The organism is Yersinia sp. Marseille-Q3913, from assembly GCF_963892745.1.
GTDB lineage: Bacteria > Pseudomonadota > Gammaproteobacteria > Enterobacterales > Enterobacteriaceae > Yersinia > Yersinia bercovieri.
Window position 1 is genome coordinate 95,994 of record NZ_CAWQAF010000005.1, and the last position, 16,744, is coordinate 112,737.

Here is a 16,744-nt window from a genome sequence, read left to right on the forward strand (position 1 = left end):
TATGCTGCGTGTTTTACTGTTATTCCTCATTCTGACCGCCGGTATCATCCTTGGCCCAATGTTGGCTGGCCATCAAGGTTATGTGTTGATCCAGACCGACAACTATAACGTTGAGACTAGTGTGACCGGTCTGGTCATTATGCTGGTGCTGGTTTTGGTCGCATTCCTGATAGTGGAGTGGATACTGCGCCGGATTTTCCGCACCGGAGCTCGTACCCGTGGCTGGTTTATGGGTCGTAAACGTACCCGCGCCCGTAAGCAAACCAAAGCTGCGCTGATCAAACTGGCTGAAGGTGATTTTAAGCAGGTGGAGAAGTTGCTCACCCGCAATGCTGATCACGCTGAACAACCGATGGTGAACTATTTGCTGGCAGCGGAAGCCGCCCAGCAGCGCGGTGATGAGTTCCGCACCAATCAATATCTGGAGCGGGCGGCAGAAGTGGCCGATACCGACCAACTGCCGGTGGATATCACCCGCGTGCGCATTCAGCTGGCACAGGGCCACGTTCATGCCGCGCGCCATGGTGTCGATCGCCTGCTGGATCAAGCACCGCGCCATCCGGAAGTCCTGCGCCTGGCGGAACAAGCTTACCTACGCTCTGGCGCTTACAGCTCATTGCTGGAAATTTTACCGGCGATTGGCAAGGTTCAGCTTCATTCGCCCGAGGAGATCGCCGCACTTGAGCAGCAAGCTTACATCGGCATGATGAATCAGTGCATGGCGGAAGAGGGTAGCGATGGCCTGAAACGTTGGTGGAAAGATCAGAGCCGCAAAGTTCGCAACGAGATCCCGCTACAAGTGGCGTTAGCTGAGCATCTGATTGAGTGTGATGATCATGATGTTGCCCAGCAGATCATTCTGGATGGTTTGAAGCGGCAATATGATGAGCGCTTGGTGCTATTGATCCCACGCCTGAAGTCAGGTAATCCCGAGCCGCTAGAGAAATCATTGCGCCAGCAAATCAAGCAGCATGGCGCGACACCGTTACTCAATAGCACTTTGGGCCAGCTTATGCTGAAACACGGTGAGTGGGAGAAAGCCAGAGAAGCCTTTGCCGCCGCGCTTGCGCAGCGCCCAGATGGGTATGATTATGCATGGTTAGCGGATGCCTTGGATAAACTGCATCGCCCTGAGGATGCCGCACAAGCGCGTCGTGAGGGGTTGTTATCGACCCTGCGGCAGAATGGCGAACCACTTTAAACTGAGATAATGCCCAAAGTAATTGGAGTTGCAGGTAGGCGGCAAGCGAATGAATCCTGATGAGCTTACTTAGGTAAGTGATTCGGGTGAAAGAGCGCAGTTAACAACCCTGCGGCTTCAAATACGAAGGGCATTCAAAAAAAAACGCTTGCCGTTTTCAGCAAGCGTCTAAAATTTTCAGGTCTACAGACAACATGTTGGCGCCTCACTCAACGTTATGCCCGGTATGTGATGAAGATATTCAACATCGTTTACATGGACAATAGGCACCCTAAAATCGGCTCTGCATCATCTCTGGGTTTATGAAGTGGTTATAAAGCCAAGCTATCATAATAAGTGAGATGAGCATCTACTGGGTAGATATTGCAGTTAGCGTGCCAAATTGCGTAATCGGCAGTATTTTCACTCAATCGCCTGCAAATAAATATCTAACCAGCTGATAAACAATATATTTATTTTTATGCCCATTTGGCATTCCATGCCCTGCTCTGCCCTGACTGATGGCAACACGCCCTGAGTGATCTGTCGCTACAAAACGACGCAATAGACCATCATCATTTTTCTTTTTATTTATCAATCTATTATATGTCTCTATTTAGAGACAAAGCATTCATCTTTTGTCGCGAAAAGCCAACACTTAAGATCTGAGGGGATAAATCACGGATCGGGGCAATCTAACCGTCTAATTTGATCAAAAGGCGGCAACAAAGTTTCGGGCATAAAGAAAATGACAATGATAGTGCGCCGTTGGTCGTGAACAAAACAGGGAGAGAATGAATGGGGATAACTCGGGGGCAATATTATCTAGAGAAAAACAGAGAAAATAGAGACGAAAAAAAACCCCGCATTGCGGGGTTTTTTCTGAAATTGGTCGGCGAGAGAGGATTCGAACCTCCGACCCACTGGTCCCAAACCAGTTGCGCTACCAAGCTGCGCTACTCGCCGATTTCTTGCTTGTTACTCTACATGGTCTTGCGACCTATGTCCATGTAAATATTAATAAAATCTACATGTTTGTGTGGTGCGAAGGGAGGGACTTGAACCCTCACGTCCGTAAGGACACTAACACCTGAAGCTAGCGCGTCTACCAATTCCGCCACCATCGCATGTTCCACAAAATTTGGGGTGGCTAATGGGGCTCGAACCCACGACAACTGGAATCACAATCCAGGGCTCTACCAACTGAGCTATAGCCACCATAACTTCTTACAACTTACTTCGTACTCGTCGTACGCGGCAATCTTACCACCGCAGCTCTTGCACACAAAATTAATGGTGCGCCCGACAGGATTCGAACCTGAGACCTCTGCCTCCGGAGGGCAGCGCTCTATCCAGCTGAGCTACGGGCGCTTAGCGCCGTTGCGGGTGAGGATACTACGGTTTTAATAGTTGGCTGTCTAGTGCTTTTTTAGAAGAAATGGCCTGTTTGCTTACGCTTTGCTCAGTCTGCCACAAAAGTCAGCCGTTGGTAGCCCTCACCTCGCCTTGTTCGCTGGTTTTATAGGCGTTTCGTTTCGACCAGCACTGGCTTATGCATTTTCAGGCCGAAATAGCCTGCGGTGACTAATCCTAAGAAAATTGCGCCAGCTAATAGAGATAAGCGCGTCTCTGGATTAATCCCCATCCCCACCAACACACAAATCAAAAAGGCGATTGTGAGGTAGTTGACGTACGGGAACATGATCGATTTAAACGGATGCTGTTTCAATGCCTCTTTATGTAGTTGCCGGAAACGTAGCTGGCTCACCAGTACCACAAACCACGGCACCATACCCGGTAAGACGCTGGCACTGTATACATACACAAACACCTGTTGCGGATTTGGAATGATGTAATTGAGGCTAGATCCTACCAGCAGACACAGGATAGTGACGGCAATGCAGTTAACCGGGACACCATTGGCGGAGAGTTTTGTCAGGCAAGCGGGTAACTGACGGTTTTTCGCCAGGGCATACAACATGCGCCCGCCACTGTACATGCCGCTATTACAGCCGGACAGTGCGGCGGTCAGCACCACGAAGTTGATAATCCCAGCGGCGGCGGTGATCCCTATCTTAGCGAAGGTCAGCACAAAGGGGCTACCTTCCGTGCCGATGCCGTTCCACGGGAAGATGGTGACAATGACAAATATCGCGCCGACATAGAAAATCAGAATGCGCCACAAGATATTATTGATGGCACGCTTTAAGGTGACTTGCGGATTTCTGGCTTCACCGGCGGTAATGCCGACCAATTCAACACCCTGATAGGATGCCACCACAATACACAGCGCGAACATAAATCCTTTCCAGCCGCCCGCAAAGAAGCCGCCGTGAGCGGTCAGGTTATCAAAACCAATGGGCTGGCCGTGATTGCCAAAACCAAAGAAGATGACCCCTAGCCCCACCAGAATCATCACGATGATGGTGGTGACCTTGATCATCGCAAACCAGAACTCTAACTCGCCATATAATCTGACGGCCGCCAGATTAGCCAGTGCCACGATGGCGACCCCGGCGATAGCGGGCAACCATTGGGGTATTTCTGGGAACCAAAACTGAACGTAGACGCCAATGGCGGTAATTTCGGATATCCCCACCGCAATCCACATAAACCAATAGCCCCAGGCGGTCAGATAGCCAAAATAGGGGCTGAGATATTTATGTGCGTATACGGCGAAGGAGCCAGCCACCGGCTCCAGATAGAGCATTTCGCCCATTGCGCGCATGATGAAAAACACAAATAAGCCGGCAATCATGTAAGCCAGCAATACCGACGGCCCGGCCCATTTCAATGTACTGGCTGACCCCATAAACAGCCCGACACCAATAGTGCCACCAAGCGCTATCAACTCAATATGCCGAGCTTCCAGCCCACGGTGTAATCCTTTTTTCTCTTCGTTGTCTGCCATATATCCCTCTGTAAACCAACTGGTGTGTGTCTGCTCCGGATCCCCGGTTGTTGTAGTTATAAAAAATAAAATACGCGACTGAATAAGGTATTCAGCCTAATTATTAATAACGACAGGTTAAAGACATAATGAAAAAGCGAGTGACTGCAAAACTCTAACCGGGCCGTATCGTTCCGTATCTGCGGCAGATTAGCAAACAGGAAACTAAAACTTTATGGAATAAAAAGAATTAAATTGGTTCCAGAATGGAATTACAGTGGCGTGGTATTAGCAGAGGGAATATGTGGAATCGTTATCATAGCAGGGCCTTAGGTGACCCTGCTTAGCTCAAAATATTACAAGCGACCGCTGTAATAATAACCCACAAACTTAAGTAGTTTGAATTGGCGACGAATGCGGCTGGGCTGCGCCAGTAGGCGATAAAGCCACTCCAGCCCCAGATTCTGCCAGATCTTCGGCGCACGTTTGACGTGACCCGTAAAGACGTCGTAAGTCCCACCAACGCCCATATACAGCGCGTCAGGATAGAATTTACGGCAGTCGCGCATAAACATCTCCTGTTTAGGCGAGCCCATGGCAACCGTGACAATCGCCGCGCCACTGGCCGCAATACGGGCAAAGAGTGCCTCACGCTGCTCTGGTGTGAAATAGCCATCCTGACTCCCCACCAAATTCACACTCCATTGCGCACGCAGCTTGGCTTCTGTTTCAGCCAGAATTTCCGGCTTGCCACCGACTAAAAAGACCGGCGTCCCTTGCTGGCCTGCGCGTTGCATCAAAGCTTCCCACAGGTCCGCCCCTGCGACCCGCGAGAGCTGCGCCTGCGGGTATTTACGGCGAATAGCCCGCACCATGCTGATACCATCGGCATACAGATATTCAGCCTCGTTAATCAGTTCACGCAGCGCGGCGTCATCTTCGGCTTTCAGCAGTTTCTCTGCATTCATTGCCACCAGCGTGCCGGTTTTTACCGGGCCACTGCTCAACAGATGATCCAGTGTCTGAGCCATGTCACGAAAGCCCCAGATCTCGAAACCACGGACATTATATTTTGGAATGTCAGTTTCTTGGGTTGGAATAGCAGTATTCGGTTCCATTACAATCCTTACAGTTGATTGCCCGCTTCAGGCATGGACAGGCGTTTGGATCTGTTAACACGACGCTGAACCCGCTGCGTTATCAAACCCGCCGTATCGAACAACCAGTACAACAATTTTGCCAGTATCAGACAGGCACCAAAAATCACGCAGAAAAACACCACGCGCGAGACAAAGGAGTCTAACCCTTCGCGGGCCAAGACGATGATGTTAAATATCGCACCAAAACAGAAGCTTTGCAGAATGGCCGCTTTGTAGCGGTTCTTTTCCGCTTTGCCCTGTTCGTAAAGCCAGTCGAACCACTTAATGATTAACCCGACCACAATGGCACCCAGCGGGATAAACAGTACCCCGCCCATCACCACCAAAGAGCCAATCAGAGTGGGGGAGATTGCCAGCCCTGAGTGGTTATCCAGCACATCCCAGGTAAAGTAATTGGCGGTATTTAGCACCAGGTCTGGGCGCTCCGGCCACAGGAGGCTGGGGATAAACACATAGAAATCACGGATTATCGGCGCTAAGCCCTGAAAATCTATTTTGTCGTAGTTCTGTAGCAGCAACCCGAGATTTTCCCACGGCGAGAAGGTATCCCGTGTCAGGTAGAGGAAAGTGTAAAATGCCTCGGCCCCGTTAACATCCAGCCCATAGCGTTTCAACGCCAGCCAGAACATCCCCACAATGCCAAAGACCCCCGCTGCCGCCAGCATCCACAGGGTTATCCAGCCGCGCACAATGCCGATAAACAGGAATAGTGAGAACGCGATAATAATGTTAGCTCGCGTCCCGCCGACGATAACATAGGTCAGGATGCCAAAGGCCACGGTGCTCGCCAGGAAGAAGAACCAGGCGCGCATGTCCTGTTTCAGGAAGTAGACCACCAGCATGGCTGGGATAAAGAAGTAGAAAAAGCGCTTCAACGCGACACCCGAAACATCACTGGAGAAGATTTTACTGTAGGAATCCAGCTTAAATAGCAGGAAACCATTCTGCATAAAGAAGATGCCCACGGTGCCGATAGCCACCAGCGCCAGCAGCATCCAGGTCAGATTGGTCTCCACCCGATTCATGGTGAAAATCGGGGTGCGCAGCTGAGTGCGCGGCTTGGTCAGCCGTGTTTTGTAGCTCACATAGTAAATGGCATAAAACGCCGTGGCGGAGAGCATGGCATACAGCAAGTACTCAACCGGCACCACTGCCACCCCAAATTGGAACACCAACATGCAGGTGAGCGGGAAGCCAAAATAGAAAGTGAGCAGGTAGAGCATGGAGAACAGCACGTTGAAGTTAAAGCGGACGCGCCGAAACTCCTGATACGTCAAGATCAGGATAAAAATGACCGCGATCAGGTAGACGCCGAACAGACCGCCAAATTGCCCCAGTGTCATGGGTGTTCTCCTGCGGCCAGTGCCAGCGCTTGCTGCCAGCCCTCAATGTAGTTGGGGTTGAAGAACGCGATAGCGTGCTTATCCAGCCCGGCTAATTGGCGCTGTGCCTCGCGAATCAATGGCTCATCCAGTGAGTCGCCATAGAAAAGCACCGGAATATGCTGTTCGGCCAAATCTTGCCAGAAGGGGTTTTTACGACTCAAGACAAAAGGCACGCCAAATTGCGTCAACAGACACAGGGTGCCAATGCCTTGCTGACGATTGAAAATAAAATAGCCCAAATCACATTCGCGCAGGATATTCAGGTAGTCATCAAAGGGGATCTGATCTGTCAGGATGCGCAGATTTTCTGCGGCGAACAGTGCCAGCCCCGCCTGCCTGACCTGCTCGATATACAGCTCATTATTCGCCGGATAACCCATCGGCAGGATCACTCTGGCATCCGGGCCAAACTGCTGATGAATCGCTTTCAGCGCTTCAATATGGCGGTTAGTGGTGTCACCGGAGTTCCCCACTAAAATCGTCATTGGCCCCGCCAACGGCTTCTCCACGTTGATAGCTGTTAATGCTGGGTCCATACGGGTCGGGAAGTAGAGCAGTGACGCAGGCACCCGAGGATGGCGCTGCTGGAAATAGATTAAATCGCCACGGGTCGCAAAGACATGACCCACTCGCCCTTGAGCAAGGCGGCGCAACAGGTAAAACAGACGAAACTTCCAGCTTTTGGCGTCTTCATATAAATCAGCGCCCCAGACATGCCAATAGACCTGCCGTGGTTTGATTTTGCCACTCAACAGCGCCAGCCACAGGGTGGCATTAAACTGACCGTGCCAGAAGAAGCGCGTGCTGTGATCTGCCTGTGCGCGGGCGATAACCGCCTCAGCCAAAGCTTTTTTATTTCCGTGCGTTTCAATATCCAGCTGCGTGAATAGTGAAAATGCTGCTGTCTCTTTTGCCGCCACCATAAAGTGCCGCACCTGCTCTGTGGGCACGCGAGTTGCCAGCACATCATTAAAGAAGCGCAGCACAGTCAGATTATGGTGCGGGATATCAGATCCCAGTACATGAATCAGGGTTGTCATTTTTTTCTGCTGTAAAGAGTGTTTACGGTGATGAATGTCTACGATACATAATGAATACGCAGCTACAGAGCGCGAAATAGACAATATAAGTCGCCATATAGGCTTGTGCCGCGCCCAACGAGCCATTCATTGGGATTAACCAATGGGCAAACCCGGTCAACAGTAAGAACTGGCTCACTTCCGTCAAAATGTAAAAGCGCAGCGAGGCTTTGGCAATAACCAGATAACCAAACACGTACGACCCCACTTTCAACACATCACCTACCAGTTGCCAGGCGAAGAGATCACGCATCGCCGTGAACTGATGTGAGAACAACAGCCAGATAGCAAAGTCACGTAACAGCCAGACCAGTAGACTGGCGGTCGCCACTGCCGGTAAGACAAATTTCAGTGAGCGCAGAATCTCGCGGGAAATATCCGCTTTCGCTTTGAGTCGCGACAGAGTTGGCAGCAAATAGACGGTAAATGACGCCGTAATAAATTGTAGATAAGCATCGGAAATAGTGCTCACCCCTTGCCAGATCCCCACTGCATCCCAGCCATATTGGCCAGCCAGCAAGTTTCGCATCATCACGTAGGCTACCGGCAAGGTCACTGAGGTAATCAGCGCCATGATAGTAAATTTGCCTAAATGGCTGGCTAAAGCTTTATCCCAACTCAGCTTAAGATAGCTCAGCGGAATGGTTTTACGGCGAATCAACATGGTTGCCGCAGGGATCACCACCAACGCAGGGACTAATGCCAAGCCCACTAATGCGCCGGGATAGCCGCCAATGCGAAAGCAAATATAGTAAGCCAGCACCCCAATCAGGCTGCCGCCAATCACCGCCAGCGCATTACCCATCGCATCGCGATAGCCTTTGAGGATCGCCAGGAACAGGTTGGCGTAGGCAATCCCCATCTGGATAAGCGCTACCGCGCGCACCACATTCTGGTAATCGCTATGGCCAAATAACGCAATACTGACAGGTTTCGCTGCCAGCAGGAAAATCAGTGCCAGCAGCGTCGAGAACCCCAGCACAATGGCGGATGAGGTGCCCAGAACCGCACGTAGGCGTTCAGGTTGCTGATGATATTCAGCAACATATTTGGTAATTCCGTTAAAGATACCCGCGCCGGAGAGCACGCCTAATACCGTAATTAGCTGGCGGAAATTCCCCGCCTGCCCAACACCACTGGGGCCAAAGGTCACCGCCAGCAGTTTAACCACTAACAGCCCTACGCCAATCTTAATCAGCGTAGAGCCAGCAGTCCAAATCGATGCTTTTGCCAGAGACATATCAGGCGAAGTAACTCAGAACAGTATTAATGACCGTTTTCTGATTGGTATCCGTCAGGTTATAGAAGATTGGCAGGCGAACCAGGCGCTCACTCTCTTGGGTGGTAAAGCGATCTTCACCCGCCATACGGCCAAACTCCTCACCCGCCGGACAAGCATGCAGAGGGATGTAGTGGAAGACCGCCATAATCCCGGCTTCTTTTAGGAAACTGATAAATTTAGAGCGATCGTCGATGTCGCGCAGTTTGATGTAAAACATGTGCGCATTTTGTTCCATATCGGCGGGGATCACCGGCAAATCAATGCGCCCCGCATCAGCCAGCGGCTTGAAAGCATGGTAATAGCTATGCCACAGCGCCAGACGGCGTTCGTTAATTTGTTGCGCCACTTCCAATTGGCCCCACAGGTAAGCGGCCTGTAAATCAGACATCAAATAGCTGGAGCCAATATCACGCCAGGTATATTTGTCTACCTGACCCCGGAAGAACTGGCTGCGGTTGGTGCCTTTTTCGCGGATGACTTCGGCACGATCAATCAGTGACGGGTCATTGATCAGTGTCGCGCCGCCTTCACCGCCTGCGGTGTAGTTTTTGGTTTCATGGAAGCTAAAGCAACCAATATGGCCGATAGTGCCTAGTGCTTTGCCTTTGTAAGTGGACATCACGCCCTGCGCGGCATCTTCCACCACAAACAGATTATGCTTTTTCGCCAGCGCCATGATGGTATCCATCTCACAGGCTACACCTGCATAATGGACCGGCACGATCACTTTAGTTTTGTCGGTGATCGCCGCTTCAATCTTGGTTTCATCGATATTCATAGTGTCTGGGCGGATATCAACAAACACCATTTTCGCCCCACGCAGCACAAAGGCATTGGCGGTCGAAACGAAAGTGAAGCTTGGCATAATCACTTCATCGCCGGGCTTGATATCCAGCAATAACGCGGCCATCTCCAGCGAGGCGGTGCAAGAAGGTGTCAGTAACACTTTTGGGCAAGCGAAATGCTGCTCCATCCACTGCTGACAGCGGTGGGTAAATCCACCATCACCACATAATTTGCCACTGGCCATCGCGGCCTGCATATAACCCAGTTCAGTACCCACTACCGGTGGAGCGTTAAATGGAATCATTTTATCCCCTGCATAACCAATACGCGGTGCTCTCAATCGAAGCACCACTGCGAATATAAAGACGCAAAGCAGCAATATTGCTCATCTGCGTGGCCACCCGTAACCGCGGTAACCCGTGACTATGGCACCACTGCTTTGCCGCCAACATTAATGATGTGCCGATACCTTTACCCTGCGAATCAGGGAATACCCCTAATAGGCCGATACGTGCGCTGCCATCTTGCAGATCCCGTAACGTCACAAAACCCGCTGGCTGCCCTAACGAATTCATCACCAATAAGCATTGATGGTCGAAGGTGCCCAATACCGCCTTTTCAGCCCACAATGCATAAAATCGCCCGCTGTCTTGTGGGTCATACCAAGGTGCGCGAAAGCGGCTTAATGTAAAAGTGCTGGCGGCGACACTGCGCAACAGCGGAATATCCTCAGCAGTGGCGACCCTAAGTTTGCCATCTGCCTCAGATGAAGCATTTTCCGTGCCAATTCCGGTATTGATATCCACGGCCAGTGACAAGTCGACCTCCCCCTCAACTAATTTGAAGCCGAGTTGACCAAGGGAATCAATGAGATCAAGGCGATGGGTGGGCACTTTGGCTTGGGTAAGGGTATAAGGCTCCAACTCAGCCGGATTAAGTTGCGGGGCTGAGTCGGAAAAAATCAGTTTTGCACTGTGGCGCTGGAAAAATTCACTCTCCCAGGCCAGTGGCTCAATACTGGCGTGGACGGGCATGTAACAGATCCAACAAATATTTGCCGTAACCAGTTTTGGCTAGCGCGGTTGCTGCGCGTCTTACGCCGTCATCATCCAGCCAACCATTGCGCCATGAGATCTCTTCCAGACAGGCGATTTTGAAACCTTGCCGTTTTTCAACGGTTTGCACAAAAGTGCTGGCTTCAATCAAGCTGTCATGGGTGCCGGTATCCAACCAGGCGAAACCACGACCTAGCAGCTCAACTGTTAGCTCACCGCGTTCCAGATACATCTGGTTGATGCTAGTTATTTCCAGCTCACCGCGAGAAGAAGGTTTAACTTGTTTCGCAAAATCAATCACTTGATTGTCATAAAAATAAAGCCCAGTCACCGCCCAATTGGATTTTGGCTGACTCGGCTTCTCTTCGATAGATAAAGCGCGGAAGTTATCATCAAACTCCACCACACCAAAACGTTCTGGGTCCATAACCTGATAGCCAAACACCGTCGCTCCGTGCTCACGGGCCGCCACGGCTTTCAGTTTCGGGCTAAAGCCTTGACCAAAGTAGATATTATCGCCCAGCACCAAGCAGCAAGGTTCATTACCGATAAACTCTTCGCCGATAATAAATGCCTGTGCCAGCCCATCAGGGCTTGGTTGTGCAGCATAACTCAGATTAATACCAAACTCGTCGCCATTACCCAGCAAGCGCTGGAACGACGGCAGATCTTCTGGCGTAGAGATGATCAGGACATCACGGATCCCGGCCAGCATCAGCACTGACAACGGATAATAGATCATCGGCTTATCATAAACCGGAAGCAGTTGCTTAGAGACGCCACGGGTGATGGGGTGCAATCGGGTGCCAGAGCCACCAGCGAGAATTATGCCTTTCATACGATCTCCTGAAACATACCATCTGCTGAAACCATCAGGCAGACGTTATAAATAGGCAAAACATCATGCAAACGATTGAATGACGTCATCCCAATGATAAATAGACTCGAATCTACCCTAAGTCACCCAGACGCTCACCGGCGTAGGAGCCATCCTGAACACGCCGCCACCAAGATTCGTTGTTCAAATACCACAATACGGTTTTGCGGATCCCACTTTCGAAGGTCTCCTGTGGCCGCCAGCCCAGTTCCCGCTCAATCTTACTTGCATCAATGGCATAGCGCATATCGTGGCCTGGCCTATCTTTGACGAAGGTGATCAAGTCCCGGTACTGAGCAATACCCGCAGGTTTTGCTGGCACCAATTCGTCCAGCAGTGCGCAAATGGTCTCAACCACTTCAATATTTCTGCGTTCGTTATGACCGCCTATATTGTAAGTTTCACCCACTGTGCCTTCTGTCACGACCTGATACAGCGCCCGCGCGTGGTCTTCAACATACAGCCAGTCACGGACTTGCGCGCCATTGCCATATACCGGCAGCGGTTTGCCTGCCAGCGCATTCAAAATCACCAGCGGGATCAATTTCTCAGGGAAATGATACGGGCCGTAGTTATTTGAACAGTTGGTCACCAATGTCGGTAAACCATAGGTTCGTAACCAGGCGCGGACTAAATGGTCGCTGGATGCCTTAGATGCCGAATAGGGGCTGCTTGGCGCATAGGGGGTGGTTTCGGTGAACAGATCGTCGGTGCCATGCAGATCGCCATACACTTCATCCGTTGAGATGTGGTGGAAGCGAAACACCAGTTTGGCCTCAGCACTGAGTTGCTGCCAGTAGTGACGCGCCGCCTCTAACAGGGTGTAAGTGCCCACCACGTTAGTTTCGATAAAGGCCGCTGGCCCATCAATGGAGCGGTCAACATGGCTTTCAGCCGCCAGATGCATCACCACATCCGGCTGATACTGTGCAAAAACGCGGTCTAACTCAGCGCGATCACAAATATCGACCTGCTCAAATGCATAGCGCTCGCTTTTTGCGACCACCGCCAGTGACTCCAGATTACCGGCGTAGGTGAGTTTATCCACCACCACCACGCTATCTGAAGTGCCATCGATAATATGTCTTACCACCGCAGAGCCGATAAAACCGGCCCCGCCTGTGACTAGAATACGTCTCAACGCCATACTCCTTTGGTGTCCACAATCCACGTTTGCTTCACATCTTCAGGTTTGATGGCTTTGAACTGGCGGTGATCAACTAACATCACCAGCACATCAGCCTGCTGCAATGCCGTGGCGGTATCTTTCAAGGTCACGTGACCAACCAGTGATTTTGGCAGCTGCTCAACATTGGGTTCAACCACCAATGTTTCGCCAGAGTGCCATTCAGCGATTAAATGGGCAATTTCAACCGCTGGGCTTTCGCGCAGATCGTCGATATTTGGCTTAAAGGCCAAACCAAAGCAGGCAATTTTCACTTCAGACGCACGTTTGTCCGTCGCGGCCAGACAATCAGCCACCGCGGCTTTCACGCGGTCAACCACCCACAGCGGTTTGCCATCATTCACCAGACGTGCGGTGTGAATCAGGCGCGCCAACTCTGGATTCTGAGAAACGATAAACCATGGGTCTACCGCGATACAGTGACCGCCAACGCCTGGGCCGGGTTGCAAGATATTGACGCGCGGATGACGATTCGCCAGACGAATCAATTCCCACACATTGATGCCCTGTGCGTCACAAATCAGTGACAGCTCATTGGCAAAAGCGATGTTAACGTCGCGGAAGCTGTTTTCAGTCAGCTTGCACATCTCAGCAGTGCGGGAGTTGGTCACCACACATTCGCCTTCCAAAAAGATTTTGTACAACTCACTGGCACGAGCAGAACATTTTGGCGTCATACCACCAATCACACGGTCGTTCTGAATCAGCTCAACCATCACCTGACCCGGCAACACGCGCTCAGGGCAGTAGGCAACACTAATATCAGCCTCTTCACCGGCGTTTTGTGGGAAGCTCAAATCTGGGCGAGCTTCAGCCAGCCATTGGGCCATTTGTTCAGTGGCACCCACTGGCGAGGTGGACTCCAGAATGACCAGGTCACCCTTTTTCAGTACCGGTGCGATAGATTTAGCGGCGGATTCCACATAAACCATATCTGGGTCATGATCGCCTTTAAAAGGTGTCGGCACGGCAATAAGAAACGCATCTGCGGCCAGTGGCTTGGTCACCGCCTGAAGGTAGCCCCCTTCAACCGCAATTTTCACCACTTTGTCTAAATCGGGTTCGACAATATGGATAGCACCGCGATTAATGGTTTCAACAGCATGGGCGTTGACATCAACACCAATCACTTTCTTCTTGCGCGAGGCGAATGCGGCAGCCGTTGGCAGACCAATATACCCAAGACCGATAACAGAAATAGTTTCAAAACTCATAGCGTCACCTGATGATTCTTTAAAGCTTCAAGGATGCGTTGACAGGCATGCCCGTCACCGTAAGGATTATGTGCCCGGGTCATCTGATGATAGGCAGATTCATCAGTCAGCAAGCGGGTCACTGCATCAACTATCTTATTAATATTAGTGCCCACCAACAGAACCGTACCTGAATCGACAGCTTCCGGACGTTCGGTGGTATCCCGCATAACCAGTACCGGTTTACCTAATGAAGGTGCCTCTTCCTGAATACCGCCAGAATCCGTCAAGATCAGGTAGGCATGATTCATCAGGTAAACGAATGGCAGGTAATCTTGCGGGTCGATCAGAATGATATTATCAATCCCTTTCAGGATGCGGTTGACCGGCTCACTGACGTTAGGGTTGAGATGCACTGGATAAACCACCTGCACTTCCGGGTGTTTACGGGCAATTTCCGCTAACGCGCTGCAAATCCGCTCAAAACCACCACCAAAACTCTCGCGGCGGTGACCAGTGACCAGAATCATCTTTTTACTGGTATCGAGGAACGGGTAACGTTGCGCCAGGCTGGCCCGCAGTTCTGGATTGTTCATCACCCGATCACGGACCCAGAACAGCGCATCAATCACCGTATTGCCGGTCACGAAAATGCGGCTCTCCGGCACCATTTCACGTAACAGATTTTGCCGAGAATTCTCCGTCGGCGCGAAATGGTACATGGCAAGGTGGCCCGTCAGTTGGCGGTTGGCCTCTTCCGGCCACGGAGAATAGAGATTCCCAGTGCGCAAACCCGCTTCGACATGACCGACAGGAATGCGATGATAAAACGCAGCGAGACTGGTCGACAGTGTCGTGGTGGTATCACCATGAACTAAGATCACGTCTGGCTTAAACTCAGCCAGCACCGGCTTTAAACCCTCCAGAATACGGCAGGTTATCTCCGTCAATCCCTGTCCCGGCTTCATGATATTCAAATCATAGTCCGGCTGAATCTCGAATAAACGCAGCACCTGGTCCAACATCTCACGATGCTGAGCCGTCACGCAAACTCGCGATTCAAAGGCTTCGTCCTGAGCCAAAGCATGCACCAGAGGAGCCATTTTAATGGCTTCAGGCCGGGTGCCAAAAACAGTCAACACTTTCACAGTGAATCTCTTTAAGGTCAGTTAGCCGCAGACAACGCCTGCAAGTTGGGCGCACGATGCGCCCATTAGCGATTTATACGCTTCTTACCTGACGTCGTAGAACGACTTTTTTTGTCAGTCTGCGACGCCAATTTATTAGGGTCTAAACAACTTATTTAGAATCTAACCTGCTTATTTAGAATCTAAACCACAGTGCCAATTATGGCTGTGTGCTGGTGCGACGAACCAATACCACTCCGGCCCCGACCAATGCCCCAATCGCGCCCCACATAATCAACAGGAACACACGACGCGGGCTATCACGAGTTACCGGATCTTCCGGTGTACGCAAGTAGCGGTAAGTTTGGAATGTTTTATCCAGTGTCGGGCCGACATTCAATGTGGCCAGCATGGCGCGGTTCTGATCGTAATCAATATCAAAACTAGGGCCGGTCGCCTCTAATGTCTCTAGGCGAGCTTCGAGCATGGGCTTGCCTAGCATAAACATTTTGGAGTCTGGCAACTGCTCAGCGGGGGTCTCCGTTTGATTACGGTTAATCCCTTGCTGGCTGGCGACTTTCAATGCTTGCTTCACCGCAGCAACTTCACGATCAAACACCGCTTGTGCCACCGCCTCCTGCCGTTTGACTTGTGCTTTCATTGATTGAGTTCGAGCAGCCCATGCCCCCTCAATCTCGTCATTCAAATGGCTGGCCGCACGTTGGCTGGCAAAATCAATGTAACTGCGAAGTAATTTATTGGAATCTGTCGCGGTTTCTGCCGTTAGCTTAATACTGTCATTGAGTATTTTTTTGTCATCACGGGGAGTGAAAACAATATTATTCACCAGCTCATCCAGTAATGCCGCGTCTGCTTTGGCATCACCCTCTAACCGCTGCTTGTAGTAATCACTTTGCAGCCAGAAGTCACGACGGGTATCGTAGGCCGCTAACTGGGTAATAAACTCGCTGTAGGCTTCGTCAGAAATCCCCGGCTGCTCACTGGCAACACCGCTATTAATCCGGGTGTCCAGGTTACGCAAAAATTGCTGCTGAGAATAAAAACCGCCAAGATTATTGACTGTTGGTCTGTCAGTAATGGCCGTTGCGCTCCACTGCTGCTTCACCAGATAAGAGACACCCACCGCGAGTGCAGCGAAAAGAATAGCCATACCGATAATCCACACCTTGCCACGCCAAAGTGTGCGGCACAGGCTACGGATATCTAATTCGTTATCCACAGTAGGCTCATTATGGGTAGATCCTGTTTTATCCGACGACATAGATTCTGATTTCATCACTGCCTAAAAGCCTCTGATTAAGATTCATGCTTATTTTGCGATGCACGACGCATCCGGCGCTTCATACGCTTGATAAAACGCGCCACTCGCCATGCCCGTTTGATGCAGTAGCCGTACAACAGAAATGCAAGCAAGAATAGTGCCAACATGACCCATTCAGGGATGAATGTTAGCCGTTCGCCGATAACACCTACCGCCGCTAATAGCGCCGCAGCCAGAGTGATTAAGACAAAAGCCTGCCGCG

14 protein-coding genes, 4 tRNA genes and 1 pseudogene are annotated in these 16,744 nt (G+C 51.0%); 1 reads left to right on the forward strand and 18 read right to left on the reverse strand.

What is annotated here, in order from left to right; genetic code table 11:
- Position 1 precedes the first annotated feature (1 nt).
- Positions 2 to 1,201: a protoheme IX biogenesis protein HemY gene (gene hemY / locus AACW11_RS02900; protein ID WP_212585887.1), complete on the forward strand. Its 1,200-nt coding sequence runs from the start codon at positions 2 to 4 to the stop codon at positions 1,199 to 1,201.
- A gap of 406 nt (positions 1,202 to 1,607) precedes the next feature.
- Here the strand turns inward: hemY and AACW11_RS02905 are convergent, their stop codons facing one another.
- From AACW11_RS02905 to AACW11_RS02990, 18 genes and pseudogenes are all read right to left on the reverse strand, one after another.
- Positions 1,608 to 1,778, reverse strand: coding sequence for a hypothetical protein (locus AACW11_RS02905; protein ID WP_212585888.1), 171 nt, complete (start codon positions 1,776 to 1,778; stop codon positions 1,608 to 1,610).
- Between the two features lie 291 nt (positions 1,779 to 2,069).
- A tRNA-Pro gene (locus AACW11_RS02910) sits at positions 2,070 to 2,146 on the reverse strand.
- Positions 2,147 to 2,220: 74 nt separating this feature from the next.
- Positions 2,221 to 2,307: transfer RNA gene (locus AACW11_RS02915), tRNA-Leu, on the reverse strand.
- A gap of 15 nt (positions 2,308 to 2,322) precedes the next feature.
- Positions 2,323 to 2,398 (reverse strand) — tRNA-His (locus tag AACW11_RS02920).
- 76 nt (positions 2,399 to 2,474) lie between these two features.
- Positions 2,475 to 2,551, reverse strand: a tRNA-Arg gene (locus tag AACW11_RS02925).
- Between the two features lie 148 nt (positions 2,552 to 2,699).
- Positions 2,700 to 4,091 carry a bifunctional threonine/serine APC transporter ThrP gene (gene thrP, locus AACW11_RS02930; protein ID WP_212585889.1) on the reverse strand — a complete coding sequence of 464 codons (1,392 nt, stop codon included), beginning with the start codon at positions 4,089 to 4,091 and terminating at the stop codon, positions 2,700 to 2,702.
- Between the two features lie 335 nt (positions 4,092 to 4,426).
- Positions 4,427 to 5,188, reverse strand: a complete 762-nt coding sequence (wecG, locus tag AACW11_RS02935) for a lipopolysaccharide N-acetylmannosaminouronosyltransferase (RefSeq protein ID WP_049602583.1) — start codon at positions 5,186 to 5,188, stop codon at positions 4,427 to 4,429.
- An 8-nt stretch (positions 5,189 to 5,196) separates the two neighbouring features.
- A complete protein-coding gene (gene wzyE / locus AACW11_RS02940; protein WP_212585890.1) occupies positions 5,197 to 6,573 on the reverse strand; it encodes an ECA oligosaccharide polymerase in 1,377 nt (458 codons plus the stop codon).
- Entirely contained in the window at positions 6,570 to 7,655 is a 1,086-nt protein-coding gene (locus tag AACW11_RS02945; RefSeq protein WP_212585891.1) for a TDP-N-acetylfucosamine:lipid II N-acetylfucosaminyltransferase, read from the reverse strand. Before AACW11_RS02945 ends, wzyE begins: the two co-directional genes overlap by 4 nt.
- A gap of 22 nt (positions 7,656 to 7,677) precedes the next feature.
- The gene (wzxE, locus tag AACW11_RS02950; RefSeq protein WP_212585892.1) at positions 7,678 to 8,934 is read right to left on the reverse strand and encodes a lipid III flippase WzxE; all 1,257 of its coding nucleotides are present in this window, start codon (positions 8,932 to 8,934) and stop codon (positions 7,678 to 7,680) included.
- A 1-nt stretch (position 8,935) separates the two neighbouring features.
- Positions 8,936 to 10,066: a dTDP-4-amino-4,6-dideoxygalactose transaminase gene (gene rffA, locus AACW11_RS02955; protein ID WP_212585893.1), complete on the reverse strand. Its 1,131-nt coding sequence runs from the start codon at positions 10,064 to 10,066 to the stop codon at positions 8,936 to 8,938.
- A 1-nt stretch (position 10,067) separates the two neighbouring features.
- Complete coding sequence (gene rffC / locus AACW11_RS02960) at positions 10,068 to 10,796, reverse strand: dTDP-4-amino-4,6-dideoxy-D-galactose acyltransferase (RefSeq protein WP_212585894.1); 729 nt, start codon at positions 10,794 to 10,796, stop codon at positions 10,068 to 10,070.
- Positions 10,774 to 11,655: a glucose-1-phosphate thymidylyltransferase RfbA gene (gene rfbA / locus AACW11_RS02965; RefSeq protein ID WP_212585895.1), complete on the reverse strand. Its 882-nt coding sequence runs from the start codon at positions 11,653 to 11,655 to the stop codon at positions 10,774 to 10,776. Before rfbA ends, rffC begins: the two co-directional genes overlap by 23 nt.
- Positions 11,656 to 11,767: 112 nt before the next feature.
- Entirely contained in the window at positions 11,768 to 12,841 is a 1,074-nt protein-coding gene (rffG, locus tag AACW11_RS02970) for a dTDP-glucose 4,6-dehydratase (RefSeq protein WP_212585896.1), read from the reverse strand.
- Positions 12,832 to 14,094 (reverse strand): UDP-N-acetyl-D-mannosamine dehydrogenase, encoded by a 1,263-nt coding sequence (gene wecC / locus AACW11_RS02975; protein WP_212585897.1) that lies wholly within the window; start codon positions 14,092 to 14,094, stop codon positions 12,832 to 12,834. The genes rffG and wecC overlap by 10 nt, the downstream gene beginning before the upstream one ends.
- Entirely contained in the window at positions 14,091 to 15,221 is a 1,131-nt protein-coding gene (gene wecB / locus AACW11_RS02980; RefSeq protein ID WP_005275700.1) for a non-hydrolyzing UDP-N-acetylglucosamine 2-epimerase, read from the reverse strand. The genes wecC and wecB overlap by 4 nt, the downstream gene beginning before the upstream one ends.
- A 199-nt stretch (positions 15,222 to 15,420) precedes the next feature.
- Positions 15,421 to 16,497: an ECA polysaccharide chain length modulation protein gene (gene wzzE / locus AACW11_RS02985; protein WP_212585898.1), complete on the reverse strand. Its 1,077-nt coding sequence runs from the start codon at positions 16,495 to 16,497 to the stop codon at positions 15,421 to 15,423.
- Positions 16,498 to 16,517: 20 nt separating this feature from the next.
- Positions 16,518 to 16,744: pseudogene (locus AACW11_RS02990) on the reverse strand (UDP-N-acetylglucosamine--undecaprenyl-phosphate N-acetylglucosaminephosphotransferase); the annotation flags it as partial.

What these genes read in the sequence shown, in the direction of transcription:
- wzyE (WP_212585890.1), bottom strand. Translation starts at nt 6,573, where the DNA reads ATGACACTGGGGCAATTTGGCGGTCTGTTCGGCGTCTACCTGATCGCG.
- wecG (WP_049602583.1), bottom strand. Translation starts at nt 5,188, where the DNA reads ATGGAACCGAATACTGCTATTCCAACCCAAGAAACTGACATTCCAAAA.
- rffA (WP_212585893.1), bottom strand. Translation starts at nt 10,066, where the DNA reads ATGATTCCATTTAACGCTCCACCGGTAGTGGGTACTGAACTGGGTTAT.
- hemY (WP_212585887.1), top strand. Translation starts at nt 2, where the DNA reads ATGCTGCGTGTTTTACTGTTATTCCTCATTCTGACCGCCGGTATCATC.
- wecC (WP_212585897.1), bottom strand. Translation starts at nt 14,094, where the DNA reads ATGAGTTTTGAAACTATTTCTGTTATCGGTCTTGGGTATATTGGTCTG.
- thrP (WP_212585889.1), bottom strand. Translation starts at nt 4,091, where the DNA reads ATGGCAGACAACGAAGAGAAAAAAGGATTACACCGTGGGCTGGAAGCT.
- AACW11_RS02945 (WP_212585891.1), bottom strand. Translation starts at nt 7,655, where the DNA reads ATGACAACCCTGATTCATGTACTGGGATCTGATATCCCGCACCATAAT.
- rfbA (WP_212585895.1), bottom strand. Translation starts at nt 11,655, where the DNA reads ATGAAAGGCATAATTCTCGCTGGTGGCTCTGGCACCCGATTGCACCCC.
- wzzE (WP_212585898.1), bottom strand. Translation starts at nt 16,497, where the DNA reads ATGAAATCAGAATCTATGTCGTCGGATAAAACAGGATCTACCCATAAT.
- rffC (WP_212585894.1), bottom strand. Translation starts at nt 10,796, where the DNA reads ATGCCCGTCCACGCCAGTATTGAGCCACTGGCCTGGGAGAGTGAATTT.
- rffG (WP_212585896.1), bottom strand. Translation starts at nt 12,841, where the DNA reads ATGGCGTTGAGACGTATTCTAGTCACAGGCGGGGCCGGTTTTATCGGC.
- wzxE (WP_212585892.1), bottom strand. Translation starts at nt 8,934, where the DNA reads ATGTCTCTGGCAAAAGCATCGATTTGGACTGCTGGCTCTACGCTGATT.